General features: G+C 61.8%; 19 protein-coding genes and 1 pseudogene. 11 read left to right on the top strand and 9 right to left on the bottom strand.

Annotation, left to right across the window (positions count from 1 at the left end):
* Positions 1-135 precede the first annotated feature (135 nt).
* Positions 136-339: a hypothetical protein gene (locus BLW01_RS04870; RefSeq protein ID WP_229806382.1), complete on the top strand. Its 204-nt coding sequence runs from the start codon at positions 136-138 to the stop codon at positions 337-339.
* A 34-nt stretch (positions 340-373) separates the two neighbouring features.
* Here the strand turns inward: BLW01_RS04870 and BLW01_RS04865 are convergent, their stop codons facing one another.
* Positions 374-1,300, bottom strand: a complete 927-nt coding sequence (locus BLW01_RS04865; protein WP_229806381.1) for a LysR family transcriptional regulator — start codon at positions 1,298-1,300, stop codon at positions 374-376.
* A gap of 104 nt (positions 1,301-1,404) precedes the next feature.
* On the opposite strand from BLW01_RS04865, the gene BLW01_RS04860 reads away from it, so the two are divergent.
* The 7 genes and pseudogenes from BLW01_RS04860 (at position 1,405) to BLW01_RS04830 (ending at position 6,349) form a co-directional block, all read left to right on the top strand.
* Complete coding sequence (locus tag BLW01_RS04860) at positions 1,405-2,397, top strand: IS30 family transposase (RefSeq protein ID WP_092568367.1); 993 nt, start codon at positions 1,405-1,407, stop codon at positions 2,395-2,397.
* Positions 2,398-2,545: 148 nt separating this feature from the next.
* Positions 2,546-3,286, top strand: coding sequence for an SDR family oxidoreductase (locus BLW01_RS04855; protein WP_092568366.1), 741 nt, complete (start codon positions 2,546-2,548; stop codon positions 3,284-3,286).
* A gap of 29 nt (positions 3,287-3,315) precedes the next feature.
* Positions 3,316-3,537: a tautomerase family protein gene (locus BLW01_RS04850; protein ID WP_092568365.1), complete on the top strand. Its 222-nt coding sequence runs from the start codon at positions 3,316-3,318 to the stop codon at positions 3,535-3,537.
* A gap of 293 nt (positions 3,538-3,830) precedes the next feature.
* Complete coding sequence (locus tag BLW01_RS04845; RefSeq protein ID WP_089683708.1) at positions 3,831-4,445, top strand: LysE family translocator; 615 nt, start codon at positions 3,831-3,833, stop codon at positions 4,443-4,445.
* Between the two features lie 98 nt (positions 4,446-4,543).
* Positions 4,544-4,714 (top strand): annotated as a pseudogene (locus tag BLW01_RS04840) (PhzF family phenazine biosynthesis protein); the annotation flags it as partial.
* 286 nt (positions 4,715-5,000) lie between these two features.
* Positions 5,001-5,465 (top strand): YchJ family protein, encoded by a 465-nt coding sequence (locus BLW01_RS04835; protein ID WP_092568364.1) that lies wholly within the window; start codon positions 5,001-5,003, stop codon positions 5,463-5,465.
* A 50-nt stretch (positions 5,466-5,515) separates the two neighbouring features.
* On the top strand, positions 5,516-6,349 hold the full coding sequence (locus BLW01_RS04830; RefSeq protein ID WP_092568363.1) for a CPBP family intramembrane glutamic endopeptidase: 834 nt from the start codon (positions 5,516-5,518) through the stop codon (positions 6,347-6,349).
* Positions 6,350-6,460: 111 nt separating this feature from the next.
* On the opposite strand, the gene BLW01_RS18450 is transcribed toward BLW01_RS04830, so the two are convergent.
* Together BLW01_RS18450 and BLW01_RS04825 are read right to left on the bottom strand one after the other, a co-directional pair.
* Positions 6,461-6,625 (bottom strand): hypothetical protein, encoded by a 165-nt coding sequence (locus tag BLW01_RS18450; RefSeq protein WP_175529768.1) that lies wholly within the window; start codon positions 6,623-6,625, stop codon positions 6,461-6,463.
* A 270-nt stretch (positions 6,626-6,895) separates the two neighbouring features.
* Positions 6,896-7,903 (bottom strand): Rossmann-fold NAD(P)-binding domain-containing protein, encoded by a 1,008-nt coding sequence (locus BLW01_RS04825; RefSeq protein WP_092568362.1) that lies wholly within the window; start codon positions 7,901-7,903, stop codon positions 6,896-6,898.
* Between the two features lie 106 nt (positions 7,904-8,009).
* Between BLW01_RS04825 and BLW01_RS04820 the strand changes: the two genes are divergently transcribed.
* A complete protein-coding gene (locus BLW01_RS04820; RefSeq protein ID WP_092568361.1) occupies positions 8,010-8,639 on the top strand; it encodes a TetR/AcrR family transcriptional regulator in 630 nt (209 codons plus the stop codon).
* Complete coding sequence (locus tag BLW01_RS04815; RefSeq protein WP_092568580.1) at positions 8,639-8,716, top strand: DUF2256 domain-containing protein; 78 nt, start codon at positions 8,639-8,641, stop codon at positions 8,714-8,716. Before BLW01_RS04820 ends, BLW01_RS04815 begins: the two co-directional genes overlap by 1 nt.
* A 329-nt stretch (positions 8,717-9,045) precedes the next feature.
* Here BLW01_RS04815 and BLW01_RS04810 read toward each other — a convergent pair whose 3' ends face one another.
* The 3 genes from BLW01_RS04810 to BLW01_RS04800 all read right to left on the bottom strand — a co-directional run bounded on the left by BLW01_RS04810 (position 9,046) and on the right by BLW01_RS04800 (position 12,262).
* Positions 9,046-9,333, bottom strand: coding sequence for a sll1863 family stress response protein (locus BLW01_RS04810; protein WP_092568360.1), 288 nt, complete (start codon positions 9,331-9,333; stop codon positions 9,046-9,048).
* A gap of 205 nt (positions 9,334-9,538) precedes the next feature.
* Positions 9,539-10,279, bottom strand: a complete 741-nt coding sequence (locus BLW01_RS04805; protein WP_092568359.1) for a dienelactone hydrolase family protein — start codon at positions 10,277-10,279, stop codon at positions 9,539-9,541.
* A 186-nt stretch (positions 10,280-10,465) separates the two neighbouring features.
* Complete coding sequence (locus BLW01_RS04800) at positions 10,466-12,262, bottom strand: NAD(P)/FAD-dependent oxidoreductase (RefSeq protein ID WP_092568579.1); 1,797 nt, start codon at positions 12,260-12,262, stop codon at positions 10,466-10,468.
* 326 nt (positions 12,263-12,588) lie between these two features.
* On the opposite strand from BLW01_RS04800, the gene BLW01_RS04795 reads away from it, so the two are divergent.
* Entirely contained in the window at positions 12,589-14,568 is a 1,980-nt protein-coding gene (locus BLW01_RS04795) for a sigma-54-dependent Fis family transcriptional regulator (protein ID WP_092568358.1), read from the top strand.
* A 65-nt stretch (positions 14,569-14,633) separates the two neighbouring features.
* On the opposite strand, the gene BLW01_RS04790 is transcribed toward BLW01_RS04795, so the two are convergent.
* The 3 genes from BLW01_RS04790 to BLW01_RS04780 all read right to left on the bottom strand — a co-directional run bounded on the left by BLW01_RS04790 (position 14,634) and on the right by BLW01_RS04780 (position 16,622).
* On the bottom strand, positions 14,634-14,840 hold the full coding sequence (locus BLW01_RS04790; RefSeq protein WP_092568357.1) for a cold-shock protein: 207 nt from the start codon (positions 14,838-14,840) through the stop codon (positions 14,634-14,636).
* A 251-nt stretch (positions 14,841-15,091) separates the two neighbouring features.
* Positions 15,092-15,754 (bottom strand): metal-binding protein ZinT, encoded by a 663-nt coding sequence (locus BLW01_RS04785; RefSeq protein WP_092568356.1) that lies wholly within the window; start codon positions 15,752-15,754, stop codon positions 15,092-15,094.
* 238 nt (positions 15,755-15,992) lie between these two features.
* On the bottom strand, positions 15,993-16,622 hold the full coding sequence (locus BLW01_RS04780) for a Vgb family protein (RefSeq protein WP_092568355.1): 630 nt from the start codon (positions 16,620-16,622) through the stop codon (positions 15,993-15,995).
* Positions 16,623-16,648 lie beyond the last annotated feature (26 nt).

The following is a 16,648-nucleotide window of genomic DNA, read 5'->3' as shown; positions in this document are numbered from 1 at the left end:
GAACAAGATATTTTTACGACGAAATAAAACCCAACCAAGGTTGCGAAGAAATCTTGTGCATGCTTCATCAGTTTAGTGGCCAGCCTCAGTGTTGGATAGCCCCCGGCGCTGCTGTGACAACGCTGTTCTGGGGTATTGCTGTCGGGCAGCGATAGCACTCTGGGCGCCTGGTATGCGGGGTATGTGGATCTGCGGGCCTTGCTGGCGCTGGCGGTAGGTTCATGGCTCGGTATCCGCCTGGCCTCGCTATGGATCGGGCGCATTCCCGATCACATTCATGCCGGGATGTACCTGGTACTACTGACGGTAGTGCTGGTGGTGATGGTCGTCATGCACTGATCATTGACTCAGTGCGCCTGGCCGTTGGCCTGGGCTAGCCCTCTTCAGAAAACTCTTCTGTCACGCCTGATGCGGAGACGAGGTGGGCCCCAAACTTCTCCTCGTAGATCTCGCTGATCCAGTCGACGAACACCCGCACACGCGGCGACAGATGCCGCCGATGGGGGTAGAGCGCCGAAACCGGCAATTCGGGGCTCGGCCATTCGCTCAGGACCTCGACGAGTCGCCCTTCCCCTAGGGCTTCTTCGACATGGTAGCGCGGCACCTGGATCAGGCCGCAGCCACGCAGGGCGCACGCGGCGTAGCTTCCCGCATCGTTGACCGATATCCAGCCGCCCGCCGTGAACTCCTGTGCTTCGCCATCGATGATGAGATCGAAACTGTCATCGGTGGCTCCGCCACTGGAGAAGAATTTCACTGCTTGATGGTTGGCCAGCTCGTCGGGGTGACGCGGCGTGCCGGCCTGGGCCAGATAGTCGGGGCTGGCGCAGATGACCTGCGGCATCGCGGCCAGCCGGCGTGCGACGAGGGTCGAGTCGTCCGGGGTGCCGGCGCGGATCGTGCAGTCGACGCCTTCACCCACCAGGTCCACCAGCCGTTCGCCACTGCCGAGGACCAGCTCGATGCCGGGGTAACGACGGCGGAAGTCGTCGATGCGCGGCAGCACGATGTGAGTGGCATGAACGCTGGGCATGTCGACCCGTAAGCGTCCCTGCGGATTGGCGACCGTGGGTTGTAGCGAGGCTTCCGCCGCTTCCAGCTCGCTGAGTACGTCAACGCAACGCTCGTAGAAAGCTTGGCCGTCCAGTGTCGGGCGCACTTGGCGTGTGGTGCGTTCGAGCAGCCGGACACCGAGCCGTGTCTCGAGCTGCTGGATGGCATGGGTGGCGGTGGCACGTGGGATGTTCAGTCCGTTCGCCGCGCGGGTGAAGCTGCGTGTTTCCACGATGCGGGTGAACAAGGCCTGGATTCATAGAATAACCGCAGCACTTTGGATCAGACAGTAGAGGAAGGAGGGCCAGCGCCGGTACCCTCTCGACTTTACCGACCAAAGTGAAGCAGAGCATGGGATACCGACAGCTGACCCAGGCCCAACGATACCAAATTTTCGCTTACCTTGAGACCGGCATTAGCCAGCGACAGATAGCCAAGGCCATTGGGGTCCATAGCAGCACCATTAGCCGAGAGATAAAGCGCAACGGGCTGACCCGTGGGTATGCGCCTGAACAGGCCCAGTCAGCAAGTAATCAGCGCCGACGCACCGCCTGGAAAGTGACGAAGCGACTGCCCAGCCTGATTCGGTGGGTCACTGATCAATTGATGGACGAATGGAGTCCTCAGCAAATCAGTGGCTTCATGGCCAATGCCAACGGAGTTTGCGTCAGCCATCAGTGGATCTATACGTTAATCTGGGACGACAAGAAACACGGCGGCGAATTATGGAAGCGACTTAGGCTACCACGCCAGCGGCGCTATCAGCGCCAGTTGGCCAAGTGTGCGGGATTGGGCAAAATCCCACACCGGGTGGGCATTGAACAGCGCCCCGATGACGTGGAAGAAAGGCGCCATATCGGCCATTGGGAAGGCGATACGGTACTCAAGGGCCACAAAGAATCCGGCTTGGTAACCCTGGTCGAGAGACGCAGCGGTTACCTCTTGGCAGCGCGCCTGCCGAAGATCACGGCTACTGGAACGGCCAAGGCGATGACCCGGTTATTAGAACCACGCCGAGGGGCAGTGCAGACCATCACCCTAGATAACGGTTCGGAATTCGCTGAGCACCGACAGGTTGCCAAGGCCGTCTCGGCCAAGACCTATTTTTGTGACCCGTACCGCTCATGCCAGCGTGGTACCAATGAAAATACCAACGGCCTGATTCGCCAGTATTTCCCGAAAGGGACGGACTTCCGAAAGGTGAGCGACTCAGCACTGAGAAGAGTTGTAGCCAAGCTGAACAATCGCCCCAGAAAACGCTTGGGGTATCGGACACCGGCACAAGTGTTCTTGGGAGAGTATTCAGGGGTACTGAAAACCGCAGGTGCTGCGCTTAATGTTTGAATTCAGGGGTCAGTGCGTCGAGTCGGTCCATGTCAGGATTGTTTATCCAGGTTGAATAGAGAAGTCATTTTAGACGCATTTATCTCTCTAGGTGGAACGACAAGAATGCACTCCTGTAAGCCACTCAACACGGGAGCAGGAGTTACCCATGGACAATGCGACACAGCGCACCGCTATCGTCACCGGTGCATCGCGCGGCATCGGGCGGGCCATCGCCCTGCGGCTGGCAGCGGACGGCCTGGCCGTCACCGTCAATTACGCGGGCAGCGCCGCCAAGGCGGAGGAAACGGTCGCGGCCATCGAAGCCAACGGCGGCCAGGCGATCGCCGTTCAGGGCGATGTCGCCGACCCGCCGGACGTCGAGCGCCTCTTTCAGGCAACGTTGGAGGCGTTCGGGCGCATTGATGTGGTAGTCAACAGTGCCGGCATCATGCACATGGCGACCATCGGCAGTGACAATCTGGAGACCTTCGACAAGACCATCGCGACCAACCTGCGCGGCACCTACCTGGTGCTGGCTCAGGCGGCCCAGCACCTGGGCGAGGGTGGGCGCATCGTGGCGCTTTCCTCGAGCGTGCTCGCCAAGTCATTCCCCGCCTATGGCCCCTATATCGCCAGCAAGGCCGGCGTGGAGGGGCTGGTGCACGTGCTCGCCAACGAGATGCGCGGGCGCCGGATCACTGTCAACGCGGTCGCCCCGGGCCCGGTGGCCACGGAACTCTTCTTCAACGGCAAGACGGAGCAACAGGTCGAGCAGATTGCGGCGCTTTCTCCGCTGGAGCGTCTCGGCCAGCCCGAGGAGATCGCCTCGGCAGTGGCATTTCTGGCGGGGCCAGACGGCGCCTGGGTGAATTCGCAGGTTATTCGCGTCAACGGCGGGTTTGCGTGACGACTCACTGATTCAAGAGGAATACATACATGCCATTTGCCAACTTCAAGTTTCCCGAAGGCATCGTCGATGCTGCGCGCAAGGAAGACATCATCCTTCGCACGACCGATCTGTTCGTCGAGTACTTCGGCGAGGAGGTACGGCCCTACACCATGGTCCTGGTCGAGGAGGTCGCCGATGGCGGCTGGGGACGTGCCGGCGAGACGCTGACGCTCGAGAAGATGGGACTGCCACCCAAGACGACGTCGTAAATCGCAAGGTGTGGCAGCGGCCAATAAGGTGGCTGCTGCCTTCCTCACAAGAACCGATCCCGCCATCCGCGCCGAAGCGGCCTACAGCGTGGAAACCATCGAGGCCATCGCCGTGGCGGCCTTTCGTGAGGCACCGCATACCGGCCATACCGCGCAGCATATCGTGCACCTCCACCGCCACCCGACCGATGGCCGTGTTGCTTTTCCATGTGGCGCCAGTGATCCTTTACGGACATGTTCATTTGCTGATCGTCACGGACATGACCCACTGAACGTCGTACGAGGAACACGTTATGCCCTTGGAACTCTGGCTCTCCTTCTGCCTGGCCTCGCTGTTGATCATCGTTTCTCCCGGTCCCGCCGTGGCCCTGCTCGTCGCCACCGGGGTCAACCGAGGACGACGGGCCGCCCTGGCCATGCTTCCCGGCTTCTTCGTGGGTGACCTGCTGGCCATGACTCTGTCGTTCGCCGGGGTGGGCGCACTCCTGATGACCTCCGCCGAACTGTTCCAGATTTTGAAGTGGACCGGGGCCGCCTATCTGCTGTACCTGGGCATCAAGATGTGGCGTGAGGCCGGCCGGCTGGGCGATCTTCAACCTTCGGGCACGGACATCCGGCTCGGCACGGCCAAGGCGTTTCTCGTCACCGCGCTGAATCCCAAGAGTCTGGCCTTCTTCATGGCCTTCATGCCCCAGTTCGTGGCGCCCAGCCAGCCCCTGTTGCCGCAGTTGGCCATCCTGTTCTCGACCTTCCTGGTCATCGGCGTGCTCAGCGATCTCGCCTACACCTTTTTGGCCACCACCGGCGGCCAACTGCTGAGCGCTCGTTTTCGCCGCATTCTGCACCGTACCGGCGCCGGCAGCCTGATCGGGGCGAGCGCCCTGGTCGCCGCCATGCGTCGACCCTGAGGGGCCCGGCAGGAAGGCCGTTACGCTCTCCTGATCATTGCATTGCTTCTTGTCTGCTGGCAGGTTGTTTTCTCCAAATCACAGGCACCAAGGATCCCATGGAAATCGATCTCTACCAGGTGGATGCCTTCACGCGTCGTCCCTTCGAGGGCAATCCCGCGGCGGTATGCCCGCTGACCGAGTGGCTGGACGATGCCACCCTGCAGGCCATTGCGGCGGAGAATAACCTGTCCGAAACCGCCTTCTTCGTGCGCGAGAGGGCGGGGCATCGGTTCGGCGCTGGTGGAGGCGCGCCTGCAGAAGCGTGGCGCCCGGGGCTGCGTGGTGCTGGGTGAGCCCGGCTACTACTCGCGCTTCGGCTTTCGGGCGGTGCCGGGCCTCATCCTGCCCGGGGTGCCGCCGGAATACTTCATGGCCCTCGCTTGGGGCGACGACGTCCCCCAGGGCGAAGTCGCCTACCATTCGGCCTTTGCGGCCACGGCCTGATGATTGGCGGGCCTGCTTTTGCGGCAACGAAAGTCCTGTACGGATGGAACACAGAAGGTTACGTCTTGTATGACACACTCCGACCGCACCGCTTGCCCCTGCGGCAACGGTAGTTCGCTCGCCGGCTGTTGCGGGCGCTATCACGCCGGCGAGCCGGCACCGACCCCGGAGGCGCTGATGCGCTCGCGCTACAGCGCCTTCGTGCTCGAGCTTGCCGATTACCTGCTGGCGACCTGGCACCCGAGCACCCAGCCTTCGAGCCTGGAACTGGACGACTCTGCGACCGTCTGGAAGCGTCTCGAGGTGCTCGAAAGCGGCGAGAATGACGAGCGGGGATGGGTGCATTTCCGTGCGACTTTCCTGGAGGGGCGGCGCTGGTCGGTGCTGGAGGAGTCGTCGCGCTTCGTGCGCGAGGCGGGGCGCTGGTTCTACCTCGATGGCAACCCCGCCGTCCATCGGCTCAAGCCCGGCCGCAACGCGCCCTGCCCGTGCGGCAGCGGTCGCAAATTCAAGGCCTGCTGCGGGCTGGCTTGATCGGTGCAGCTATGTGCTCGCTTGAGCATGGATGATGGCAGGGAGGCCGGATGCTCGCCTTTGGTATCACTTACTCTCTCATCCTGATTCTGTTGGGCCTATGTGCCGAGCCGCGTTGGCGTCATGGCGGGGCGTTGGGCGTGCTGCTGCTGGCGGGTCTGGTCGGCTATGCGACCTGGCCGTTCGTGCTGCTGGCGCTGGGCTATGTGGCACTCACCGCCTGGATGCAGGGGCAGCGGCTGCCGCCCTTGGCGCAGGCCGCGCGGATCGTCGTCTGGCTGGTGGCCAGCACGGCCCTGATGCTGCACACCTTCCCCGGCCATGAAGGGCTGGTCGTGGCGGAGCAAGCTGTGTTGAAAGAGGGCAGCGTGCCCTTCAGCCTCTATTTCAACCACGACAAGGTGCTGGTGGCCTGGGCGCTGCTCGGCTGGGTGCCGCTGTTCGGGCGCAGCCAGGCGCCGCGCGGAGGGCTGCCGCCCTGGGCGTTGCCTCTGTGCATCGCGGCCGGGGTGAGTCTGCTGATGGCGCTGGCCGCGGCACTGGGGTTGGTCGACTGGCGGCCGGGCTTGTCCACCGGCTTTTGGGTCTTCGCGGTCGCCAACCTGCTCAATACCTGCCTGGCCGAGGAACTGCTGTTCCGCGGCCTGCTGCAGCGCTGGCTCACGGCCCGTTGGGGCGCCATCGTGGCTCTGGCGGTGGCCAGTGTGCTGTTCGGCATCGCCCATTTCCCGGGCGGCGTCGCCTTCGTGCTGGTCGCCACCGGCGCCGGCCTGCTCTACGGGCTGGTCTATCTGTGGACGGGGCGGTTGGTCTGGGCGGTGCTGGTGCACTGGGGCCTTAACCTCACCCACCTGCTGCTGTTCACCTATCCCATGAGTGTCTGAGGAGCAGGGCGTCATCGCCTACGTATGCCTGCTGCGAGAGGGGCAGGGAGGGTGAGGGACTCACCGCTTCAGGGGGTCAGCCACTCAGGGGCATACTCGAAGCGCAGCGGATCAGCCTCGAGGCTGACGCCGACGTTGCCGGCTCAATGGCGCGGCAAGGCGTTGCGAAATCCACCGCCAGGCACCGCCAAATAGCTTGGCAAAGAATCCGGCACGCAACTGGGCATTGCGCTGCTCGATTTCACGCATTTTCGGATCCGGGTTATGGAAGGCCATGACTGTCACCTCGGCGCTGCGGTAAGCACACTGGAGGCATACCACGGGGCCGCAGCGCTGTCGAGAGAACCCGGGTATGGGATGCGATCGATACGGCGGGTCTGAGCGTGCAGGAAGCGACGACAGCCTGGGATGAAGTCACCAAAGCCGTGGGAGCATGGCGTTCCATGGCCAAGGAATTGGGCATGCGAAATCGGGATTTGACCGATTTTTCGCCCGCCATTGATCCTGATTCTTGATGACGTGTGACTGTATCGTAGGCGGAGGCCGTTACCCCCCGTCGAGCTCCACGAGCCGCCCGCCGGCTTGTGCGAAGCGCTCGAAGTAGTCTGCGGGATCGAGTAACTGATACGGAAAGTAGAGCCCGGCCGGGGTGGCAGGATTGCCATCGAGCCCGGTAAGCCGTTCGAGCACCATGGTAACGCCGAGTCCTGTGAGCGGCATTTGCCCTTCGGGATGGGTGACTGCATGGCGGGTGCGAAGTGGATGTCCTGAATGATCTTCTCCCGCGAGCTCAATGATGATCTCGGTCGACATCGGCTCGCCACGACGGCGGCTCGAACTGACGCCTATGGCCAGGTTGAATTCGACGTTGGATGCACCGGTCACGGTGGCTAGGCCGAACACGTCGTGAGGCGATAGCCCGGTAGCTTGCAGCGTAGTCCCATCGGCTGCGCGGAAGCTGGTCTTGAGATAGTCGCCGCTGCGCCAGATCCAGGCTCCATGTCGACGAACCTGCACGGCAGGAATGGCCTGCGTCTGACGCTCCAGATCGTCGAAGGAGGCCGGGCCGCCTTCGTCCTGCTCATCCAGCAAGGCGCCGATGCGAATCGTGTCGATGCAGCGGAATGTCTTGGCCAACTCGAGCGTAGGAATCGTCGTCGCTCCCACCAGCCATTCGGTCCCCAGAACCACCGGGGCAGCGTCCGGTCGGTGCATGTAGGCCGCGACCTCGGGACCGGTTTCATACATAGCAGGCGAGATGCTGATGTAAGGCACGCCACGTTGCTGAGCGAATCGGAGCGCGGCGGTGGTCGTGTCGGTAAAAAAGATTGCGATGGCGCGGATAGGGAGCTCACCGAGTCCGAGGTCGTCGGTGGTAAGGTCGACCGTCACGCCCTCGGCATCGCCGATGTCGGCGGCCGCGCGTTGTGCCTTGGCGAGATCCCGCCCGCCAATCAGCAGGGGGAGTCCCGGGTGAGTCTCACGCAGGAAGCGTGCCGCCTGGCGACCGACGATACCGGCGCCTCCAATGAGCAGGATGGGATCGAGTGTCATGAATGTTCTCCGGGTTGAGGATTAACCTACTGATAGTAGGTTTTTGAATATTAACCTACTCGTGGTAGGTTTTCAATTTGCCAGGGAACGTAGACGAGAGCGGAACATGAAGCGCAATACACGCAAGTCGAGAGCCGGCAATGGAGAAGAGGCGAAGAGGGCTCGACGGCTCTCCGGACCCGAACGGAAACGCCAACTACTGGATACGGCGCTGCGGATCGTGCGGGAAGAGGGCGCGGATCGACTGACGCTAGGCTATCTGGCCTCACGTGCCGGCGTTTCCAAGCCGGTCGCTTATGATCACTTCGGGACGCGCTCGAAGCTGCTGATCGAGCTGTACAGGCTGATCGACCGGCGGCAATCCGATGCGCTGCGCGAGACGCTGACCACCGAAGGGCGAAGTTTCGAGGAAACCGCGTCGCTGCTCGCGGCCGCTCACGTGCATTGTCATGCCGACACCAGCGGCGAGTGGCATGCCATTGGCGCCGCGCTGGCAGGAAGCGAAGAGAAGGAGGCGGTCTATCAGGAGCTGCTCGACGGCTACGTCCAACTGTTCGCGACCGTGTTGCGGCCCTATTTTGCGCTTGAGGATACTGAGCTCGAACGTCGCTGTGTCGGCTTGATCGGTGCGGGTGATGCGCTTTCGGCGGCCATGGTACGCGGCCATTGCAGTGAAGCCGACGCGGCAAAGACGTTCGCCTTGTTGATACGCGGTGGGCTTCGGGAGATGCCTTGATGCCTCATCGAAAACCTCACTTCCCCACCAAAACCTGTCCTGTCTGCCAGCGTCCCTTCACGTGGCGAAAGAAGTGAGCGCGAGAAAAGGCCACGCGACTCATTAACGTCATACCTCCATCTGGCGCAAGCGCAGCGCAGACGATGAAGACACCCGGAGTCGAGACCTGATAGGAGAGCATACGGCAGACCTGTGGTGTTCTTGTCTTGGCGCGCTCGGTGTTTTATTCCCACAGTCACACATAGGGATCAGCGTCCATTGCTTCTAATTTTTCCGTTGAACTCAAGCAATGGAGTCTCCAGGAACTCCGGGACGGCTCAGGGGCCTCGCGAGGTTGCGACTCGGGCCAGCCAATGGCGGGAGGAGAGGGCGCCGCTGATACGGGCGCCCGAGCGGGGGCATAGAATCATTTGAAGCGGGAGCGGGCCTTTTCGAAGGACGCGCTCAGCGAATCCCAGGCGCGCTCCGCGCCGTCCTTGATGTCGTCCCAGGCGTCATCGCTGGAGTTGCGCAGCTCGTCGAGCTTCTGGCGCACTTCCTCGCGCTTCGCCTCAAGACGGTCAGCCTCCTCTTCCCGTTCGATGCGGGCATCGGCCTCGTTGCTCTTGGCACGGGCCCTCAGTTTGTCGATCTCGGCCTGCCATTCGTCCAACTTGGCCTGCAGCTTCTGCTCGTAGGCTTCCCTGTTGCTCATGGGGCTCTCCTTTCCGTCTATGGTGTGGAACCTTCACGATAGCCTGTCGTCGGGCCGACAGGGAACTATCTGCTCAGGGTGGCATATCCAGCCGGGGCTACCGCAAGGGCACAAGGCATGACAGTCCGCAGAGGCTACGCGACATCACCCGTCAACGCGGTCCATACGGCGGGATCGCTGATGAAACGAGGATGGCACGGCATCGTTACAGCGTCTCTTCCAGGAGCTGGGACAGGCGCCTGTGATGCAGGTCATCGGCGGCTGTATCGTAAGAGGGCGCATCCTTGGCCGTGAAGCCATGGGCTGCGCCCTTGTAGAGCTCGGTGGTGAAGTGCACGCCGGCTGCGGCCAGTGCCTCGTCCATGCGGGCGATCTGCTCGGGAGGCAGCAGTTCATCCTTGTCGGCGTGGCCGAAATAGACGCGCCCTTCGATGGTGCCGACCACATGTACGGGGCTGTTCGGATCGTCCGCCTCGGCCAGCCGAGCCGAATGGAAACCGGCCGCAGCAGCAACACGGTCGGCGTGTTCGGCTGCCATGCGCAGCGCGAAGGCTCCGGTCATGCAATAGCCGACCACGCCTATCTTGCCGTTCGCGAATTCGGCCTCGTTATCGATGCTGTCCAGCAGGGCGACGAAGTCGCGGGATTGCGCATCAGGTGTGAGGTGGCCGGCATACTCTACCAGCGTCGGTCGCACGTCCGGATCGCGGAAGGACTTGCCCTCCGGCACGATAGGGCCGCTCGCATCGCGGTAGTAGACGTTGGGCATCAACACGGCATAGCCATTGTCCGCGATTCGTTGGGCTTTCTCGTGATAGCAGGGGCGCAGACCGCCGATATCGGTGAACAGCACCACGGCCGGAAGAGGGGCGTTGGTGCCACCGGGGGTGAAGACATGCGCGTCGATGGTGCCGTCGGCGGCGGGGATTTCGATAACACGAGACATGAATGGACTCCGGGCTGTCGAGAGTGAATGGATGTCGCCAGAGGCGAATGTCACTGGAAACGAATCTAACCGGAGAGAGGCCCCGTTGACGAGGCCAATACTCTCCCGCTCCGATGATTATCCGCAGTGCCCGGAGCTCAGCCGTTTTCAATCCGAGCCGGCACGTGCGCACCGGCCCGTTGTGGTTCAGGCGAGATGATGCACCTCCTGCAGGCCGTATACCGGTGTAGGGATACCTTCCATGCGGGCCTTGAGCTGCAGCGCCAGGTAGTGGGAGTAGTGGCGCGATTGGTGGAGGTTGCCGCCGTGGAACCACAGCGCTTGTTGTTGGGTGGGTTTCCACATGTTGCGTAGTTCACCTTCCCAGGGGCCGGGATCCTTTGGGGTATCGGAGCCCAGTCCCCAGCACTTGCCGACCTTGTCGGCGACGTCCTGCGAGATGAGGCGTGCCGCCCAGCCGTTCATGGAGCCGTAGCCGGTGGCGTAAACGATCAGGTCGGCAGGTAGTTCGGAGCCGTCGGTGAGCGTGATCGAGCGCGGGTTGATGCGTTCGATGCTTACGCCGCTGCGCAGTTTGACCTCGCCGGAGGCGACCAGGTCGCAGGCGCCCACGTCGATGTAGTAGCCGGAGCCGCGTCGCAGGTACTTGAGGAACAGCCCGGAGTCGTCGCTGCCGAAGTCGAGCAGGAAACCGGCATCCTCGAGCTGCTTGTAGAATTCGGCGTCGCGCTCGCGAATCTGGTCGAAGGCGGGACGCTGGAAGTCGGGCAGCACCTTGTAGGGAATCGAAGCGAACAGCAGGTCGGCCTTGTCGTGGCTGATGCCGCTTTGCACCGCTTCCTCGGAGTAGAGCGGGCCGAGCACTTCCTCCATCAGCGAGTCCGACTTCACCACGTGGGTCGAGGAGCGCTGCAGCATGGTCACGTCGGCATCGTTCTCCCACAGTGCGGCGCAGATGTCGTGGGCGGAGTTGTTGGAACCTACTACGATGCACTTCTTGCCACGATAGGCATCCGGCCCGGGGTGCTGGCTGGAATGCTGCTGCTCGCCCTCGAAGGTTTCGGCGCCGGGGAAGTGGGGCACGTTGGGCATGCCCGACATGCCGGTGGCCAGGATCAACTGCCTGGGCCGCAGCGTGACCCGCTCGCCGTCACGATTGACGTTCACCGTCCATGTGCCACTCGCTTCATCGAAGCTGGCGCTCTCGCATTCGGTGGCACTCCAGTAGTTCAGTTCCATCACCTTGGAGTACATTTCCAGCCAATCGCCGATCTTGTCCTTGGGTGCGAACACCGGCCAGTTCTCGGGGAAGGGGATATAGGGTAGGTGGTCGTACCATACCGGGTCGTGCAGGCACAGCGACTTGTAGCGGTTGCGCCAGGAGTCGCCGGGGCGAGGGTTCTTCTCCACCACGATCGTCGGCACGTTCAACTGGCGCAGGCGTGCGGCGAGCCCGATGCCACCCTGGCCGCCACCGACGATCACGCAGTAGGGCTGGCGAGTGTACCCGAGTTCGCGCTCCTCGCGCTGGCGTGATTCGAGCCAGGTCTCGCGCGACTTGTTGGCGCCGTGCTCGGCGCCCTTGGGGCGATGCGGGCCGCGTGGTTCGGGGTAGTCCTTGAGTTCCTGCATGGTGGTCAGCAGGGTCCAGCACCGGTCGCCCTTCAGGCGCAGGAAACCCTTGCCGTGGGCGACCCCGGTCTCGAAGGTGAACCAGGCTTCGGTGATGCCGTCCGCTTCCGTGGCCTCGCCGTCGATCTGCCAGTTGCCGGGGCGCGTCTCGCTCAGGGTGGCGTTGAGCATCGACTGGATGGCGTCCTTGCCCTCCAGCGTCTTGAGGTTCCAGGTGAAGGTGACCAGGTCGCGCCAGTAGCACTCCTCGCCGAAGAGCTGCATGACCCGCTCGATGTCACGTTGCTCAAGAGCGGTTTCGAAGTTGCTCAGCCAGTGTTGGACGTGTTGGGTTGGCGTGCGTGTCGTCATCATTGTTTTCCTCATGGTTCGTGGAGACACGCCACACCCGAGGCAGGAAACGTGCCAGCCGCATCAACCTTGCCGCAATAGATGCCAACTAGCTGAAATTGCGAGGTATTTAGTGCCACGTGAAGGGGGAGAGGGAGCGTCTGAGGGGTGTAGCACGCGTAACAACTGTCACGTGATGCCAAGGGATACAGCGTTACACCTGTAACCCTCCGACCAAGGGCGAAGACGCCAGCGATTGACTCCCGGCCGGGTCGGCATAGGCTGAAGGTAGGCGTGGAGTATCGCCACGACAAGAGCGAACGGGCGAAACGGGCCGTGGAGGCTGCATGGAATTGCGCCAGGAGCAGCGCCAGCATATCGACACCCTGGTCCGGCTTAGCGAAGGCCAGGCGATCGGCTTGGGTGGATGCCGCGAGGTGATCCGGCGTTCCTGGGAACGCTGCGTCGGCGAATATCGCCTCGATCCCGGTCGTCCGCGCCCGGTGCGGGTATTGACCCAGCAGGCGATCAACGAGCATCGCGAGTCGGTGGATGAATTGCTGCACGTGGCTCGCGCCGGGGTCGATCAGCTCTTCGCCCAGGTCGCGCCGCTGGGCTATGTGCTGCTGCTCACCGATCGCCGTGGCATCACCGTGGAGTTTCGTGGCCAGCGCGAACAGGATCGGGCCCTGCGCCGTGCCGGTCTATATCTGGGGGCCGACTGGGACGAACGCTATGCCGGTACGTGTGCGGTCGGTACCTGCATTCATGATGCCCACGCAATCACTTGCCATCAGCGAGAACACTTCGATGCCACGCATATTGACCTGACCTGTACGGCCGCTCCCATCACCGATCCACAAGGGCAGGTCATCGCCGTGCTGGATATCTCGGCGTTGCAATCGCCACGTGCCCTGGAGAGTCAGAATTTTGGCTTGCCCTTGGTCAACCTGTATGCGCGGATGATCGAGGACGCCTACTTTCTGCACCGCTACCGTGACTGCTTGATCCTGCGCTTCGATACCGACCGTGAGTTCGTCCACCTCAACGGTCGAGGGCTGATTGCCATCGAGGAGGATGGCAGTGTGATCGCCGCCAATGGTGAAGGGCGGGCTCTGATCGACGCACACCTGCGTCGCTGGCCACCTTGGTCGGCGGGCAGGATGCCGAGTGCGACGCAACTGTTCGACAGCGAGATAGGCGACCTGCTTGGCCTGCCGGCCGCCAATGACGACCAACTACGGGCTTTCCGCGTGCGCGCCAATGACATGACGTGTTTCATGTCTCTGATCGAGCCCCGTCGACGACATATCGCGTCGCGCAGCATGCCTTCATCCCCCACGCCCATTCCGGTGCTGGATCGGCTGGCTTCCGACGACCCCGCCATGTATCGCGTGCTCAAGCTGGCCCGGCGCTTGCGCAATGAGTCGGTGAGCGTGCTGATTACTGGAGAGACAGGCACTGGCAAGGAAGTATTGGCTCGTGCATTGCACGATAGTGGCTCGCGGGCCAAGGGGCCGTTCGTGGCGGTGAACTGCGCCGCAATTCCTGAATCGTTGATCGAAAGCGAACTGTTCGGCTATCTGCCCGGCGCCTTTACCGGTGGGCGTAGCAAGGGCATGCGTGGGCTGATCCAGCAGGCCGATGGTGGCACGCTGTTCCTGGATGAAATCGGTGACATGCCGCTGTCGCTGCAAACCCGCCTGCTGCGCGTTCTGGCCGAGCGCGAGGTGATGCCGCTCGGCGCCGAGAGAGCCGTGCGTGTCGATATTCGCGTCATTACCGCCACCCACCGCGACATGACCGGTTTGATTGCCAACGGCCGCTTTCGTGAGGATCTCTACTACCGCTTGAATGGCGCCCAGTTGCGATTGCCGGCGCTGCGCGAACGGGCTGACAAACACTATGTGATCCGCAGTGTCTACGACTCGCTGGTGGCGGATCGTGGTGCTGACATCCGGTTGCGCGCCGATGCCATGAGTGCACTGCTGGCTTACGCTTGGCCGGGCAACATTCGTCAGCTCAAGAACGCGCTGAGTTTCGCCCTTGCGACGGTCGATGGCGACGAGATTACCGTACATGATCTGCCGGAGGAGTGTCAGGGAGGGTTTGTCGGTGTGCCGCAGATACTCGAACAGGCGCCACAGGCACCGGCAACCGACGAAGGTCGGTCACTGCATGCGTTGCTGCAGGAGGCAAGCTGGAACGTCAGCCTCGTCGCACGGCGGCTCGGTGTCTCGCGACCCACGGTGTATCGGCGTATGCGACGCTATGGGTTGGTACCGCCGAATCAGCGAGAGACATTGTCTGCGCAGGCAGTCTCATAACGAAACGGGGCCCGCTGATGCGGGCCCCGTTTTAACGAACCGTAGAGGTTCGTGAGCGCTCGTTATCAGGCAAGCGTCTTGATATTCGAAGCCTGGAGGCCTTTCTTGCCCTGAGTCACGTCGAAAGAGACGCTTTGACCTTCCTGCAGGGATTTGAAGCCTTCGGCCTGAATCTCGGAGAAGTGGGCAAACACGTCATCGCCGCCATCGGCAGGAGAAATGAAGCCGAAACCCTTGGAATCGTTGAACCACTTGACGGTACCAGTAGTCATGATAAAAATCCTTTCGCGCTTAGCGCCTTGCTAAAGATCCTGGTGTTACCCAGATGAGTAGCGGGTAAAACAAGAATGATAATTACAGGCCGTCGAAAGAATTCGAGTACTGCTGAAACCATGCTGCTTGCCAACCTACTGACACACACAGTCTCATGCCTGGTGGCCTGGGTCAAAGGTTTTCGTGTTTTATTTTCCCCGCCTGCCGAGTACGCTCCTCCGGCTCTCGGACCTCGAGCGACTACCGCCACTCAGTGCGCCCTCATTTCATGGACGATTTCCTGTCCATCCAGGTCGGATGGGTAGTAGGTCGGCCAGTTCGTGACTTCCTCCAAGAGGGCGTCGCGGTCGTCGCCCCAGTACAGATGGAAGTGATCGGCATCAGTCGGGAAGATGGCATGGTCACTGAATTGAATGTACTGGGGAAGCCCGTCAGCGTCTTCGGCGAGTTCGAAGATATACCTGACGCCGCGATTGCCTGCTTCGTACGTCAGAATTTCGTAGCCGTCATAGGTGTACTCGCCAGATCGTTCTTCATCGCCATCTGGATGGAAAGTGACGGTCTGTCCGTCAATGACGATACGATCCATGTCCGTCTGATACCCGGTCTCGTAGTATGCCTTGTACTCGTCGGCCGTCTTGTCACCCTCGTGTTTCGCCTTATGAGCAAACACCTCATCCAGGGTGCCGTTTTCGAGGTAGGGATAGACGGATTGCCAGTCCCCCTCCCAATCGGACAGCGAGCGGTCTTCTACCTGGCTGTCTTCGAAATAGCCGGCATAGATGTCCTCGTCATGGTCGTGGTTATGATCATGACTGTGCTCATGCTCGTCCTGCGATGCCGCTGCACTCTGGCCACCCGCCAGTGCCAGTAAGCTGACGGCTAACACGCTTGCCCCTTGTGTCAGTACCATTTTCACTATCAACGCTCCTTTTTCTGCAATGAGATAGGATTGCCCTAAGGCATCAACGAAAGATACGTTATAACATAACAATAATCAATGCCAGCAACTCCCTGATGTTGTCGTCCTCGGGTTGCGTGAGTGGCAAGTGATCCCTTGCTTATGCGGCTAGAGAGCGTCAACCTTCGCCGGTCGGCCGATCAGCGAAGGTTGCTTGAGTAAAGATAGGACTACCGCCAGCCAAGGCGCCTCACTTGGGTCGGCGTGCGACTCGCAACGTGCCGCTGCCTCCGCCACCACAGAAGAACCGATCGTGGCCGTTGGACTCGAGCCCCGATATACCCATTCCCGGCGGCATTTCGAGACTCTCCAGGACGTCTCCCGTGCGCGGATCGATGCGTCGTAAATCGCTTTCGTCACTTTCCCAGGTGCCGTGCCATAGCTCGCCGTCGATCCAGGTGACCCCGGTCACGAAGCGGTTGGACTCGATGGTGCGAAGCACCTCGCCGCTGTGCGGATCGACTTGCTGGATCGTCCGGTCCCGATATCGTCCCACCCAGAGCATGCCTTCAGCCCATGCGAGCCCTGAAACACCGCCTTCGGGGGCCGGAATAGTGTCGATGACACGGCCGCTTTGCGGGTCGACCTTCTGGATGCGGTCTTCGGCGATCTGGAACAGATGCTCTCCGTCGAAGGCGGTTCCCGCATTCGCGGTGACAGCGAGGGAGCGCAGCGTCTCCCCGCTCGCTGGATCCAGGGCGGTCAGCGTGTCGCCGGTGGCAAGCCAGACATGCCGGCCGTCATAGGTGACGCCATGCACGCAGTCGATGCCGGGGAAGGGGCCATGTTCGCTGAGGATGTCGGCTGGTGAGCGGTTCATGTGTCTGTCCTGGTTGCTTGGTTGGT

Source organism: Aidingimonas halophila (assembly GCF_900106955.1).
GTDB classification, from domain to species: Bacteria; Pseudomonadota; Gammaproteobacteria; order Pseudomonadales; family Halomonadaceae; genus Aidingimonas; species Aidingimonas halophila.
This window is presented reverse-complemented; position numbering and strand designations above follow the sequence as displayed.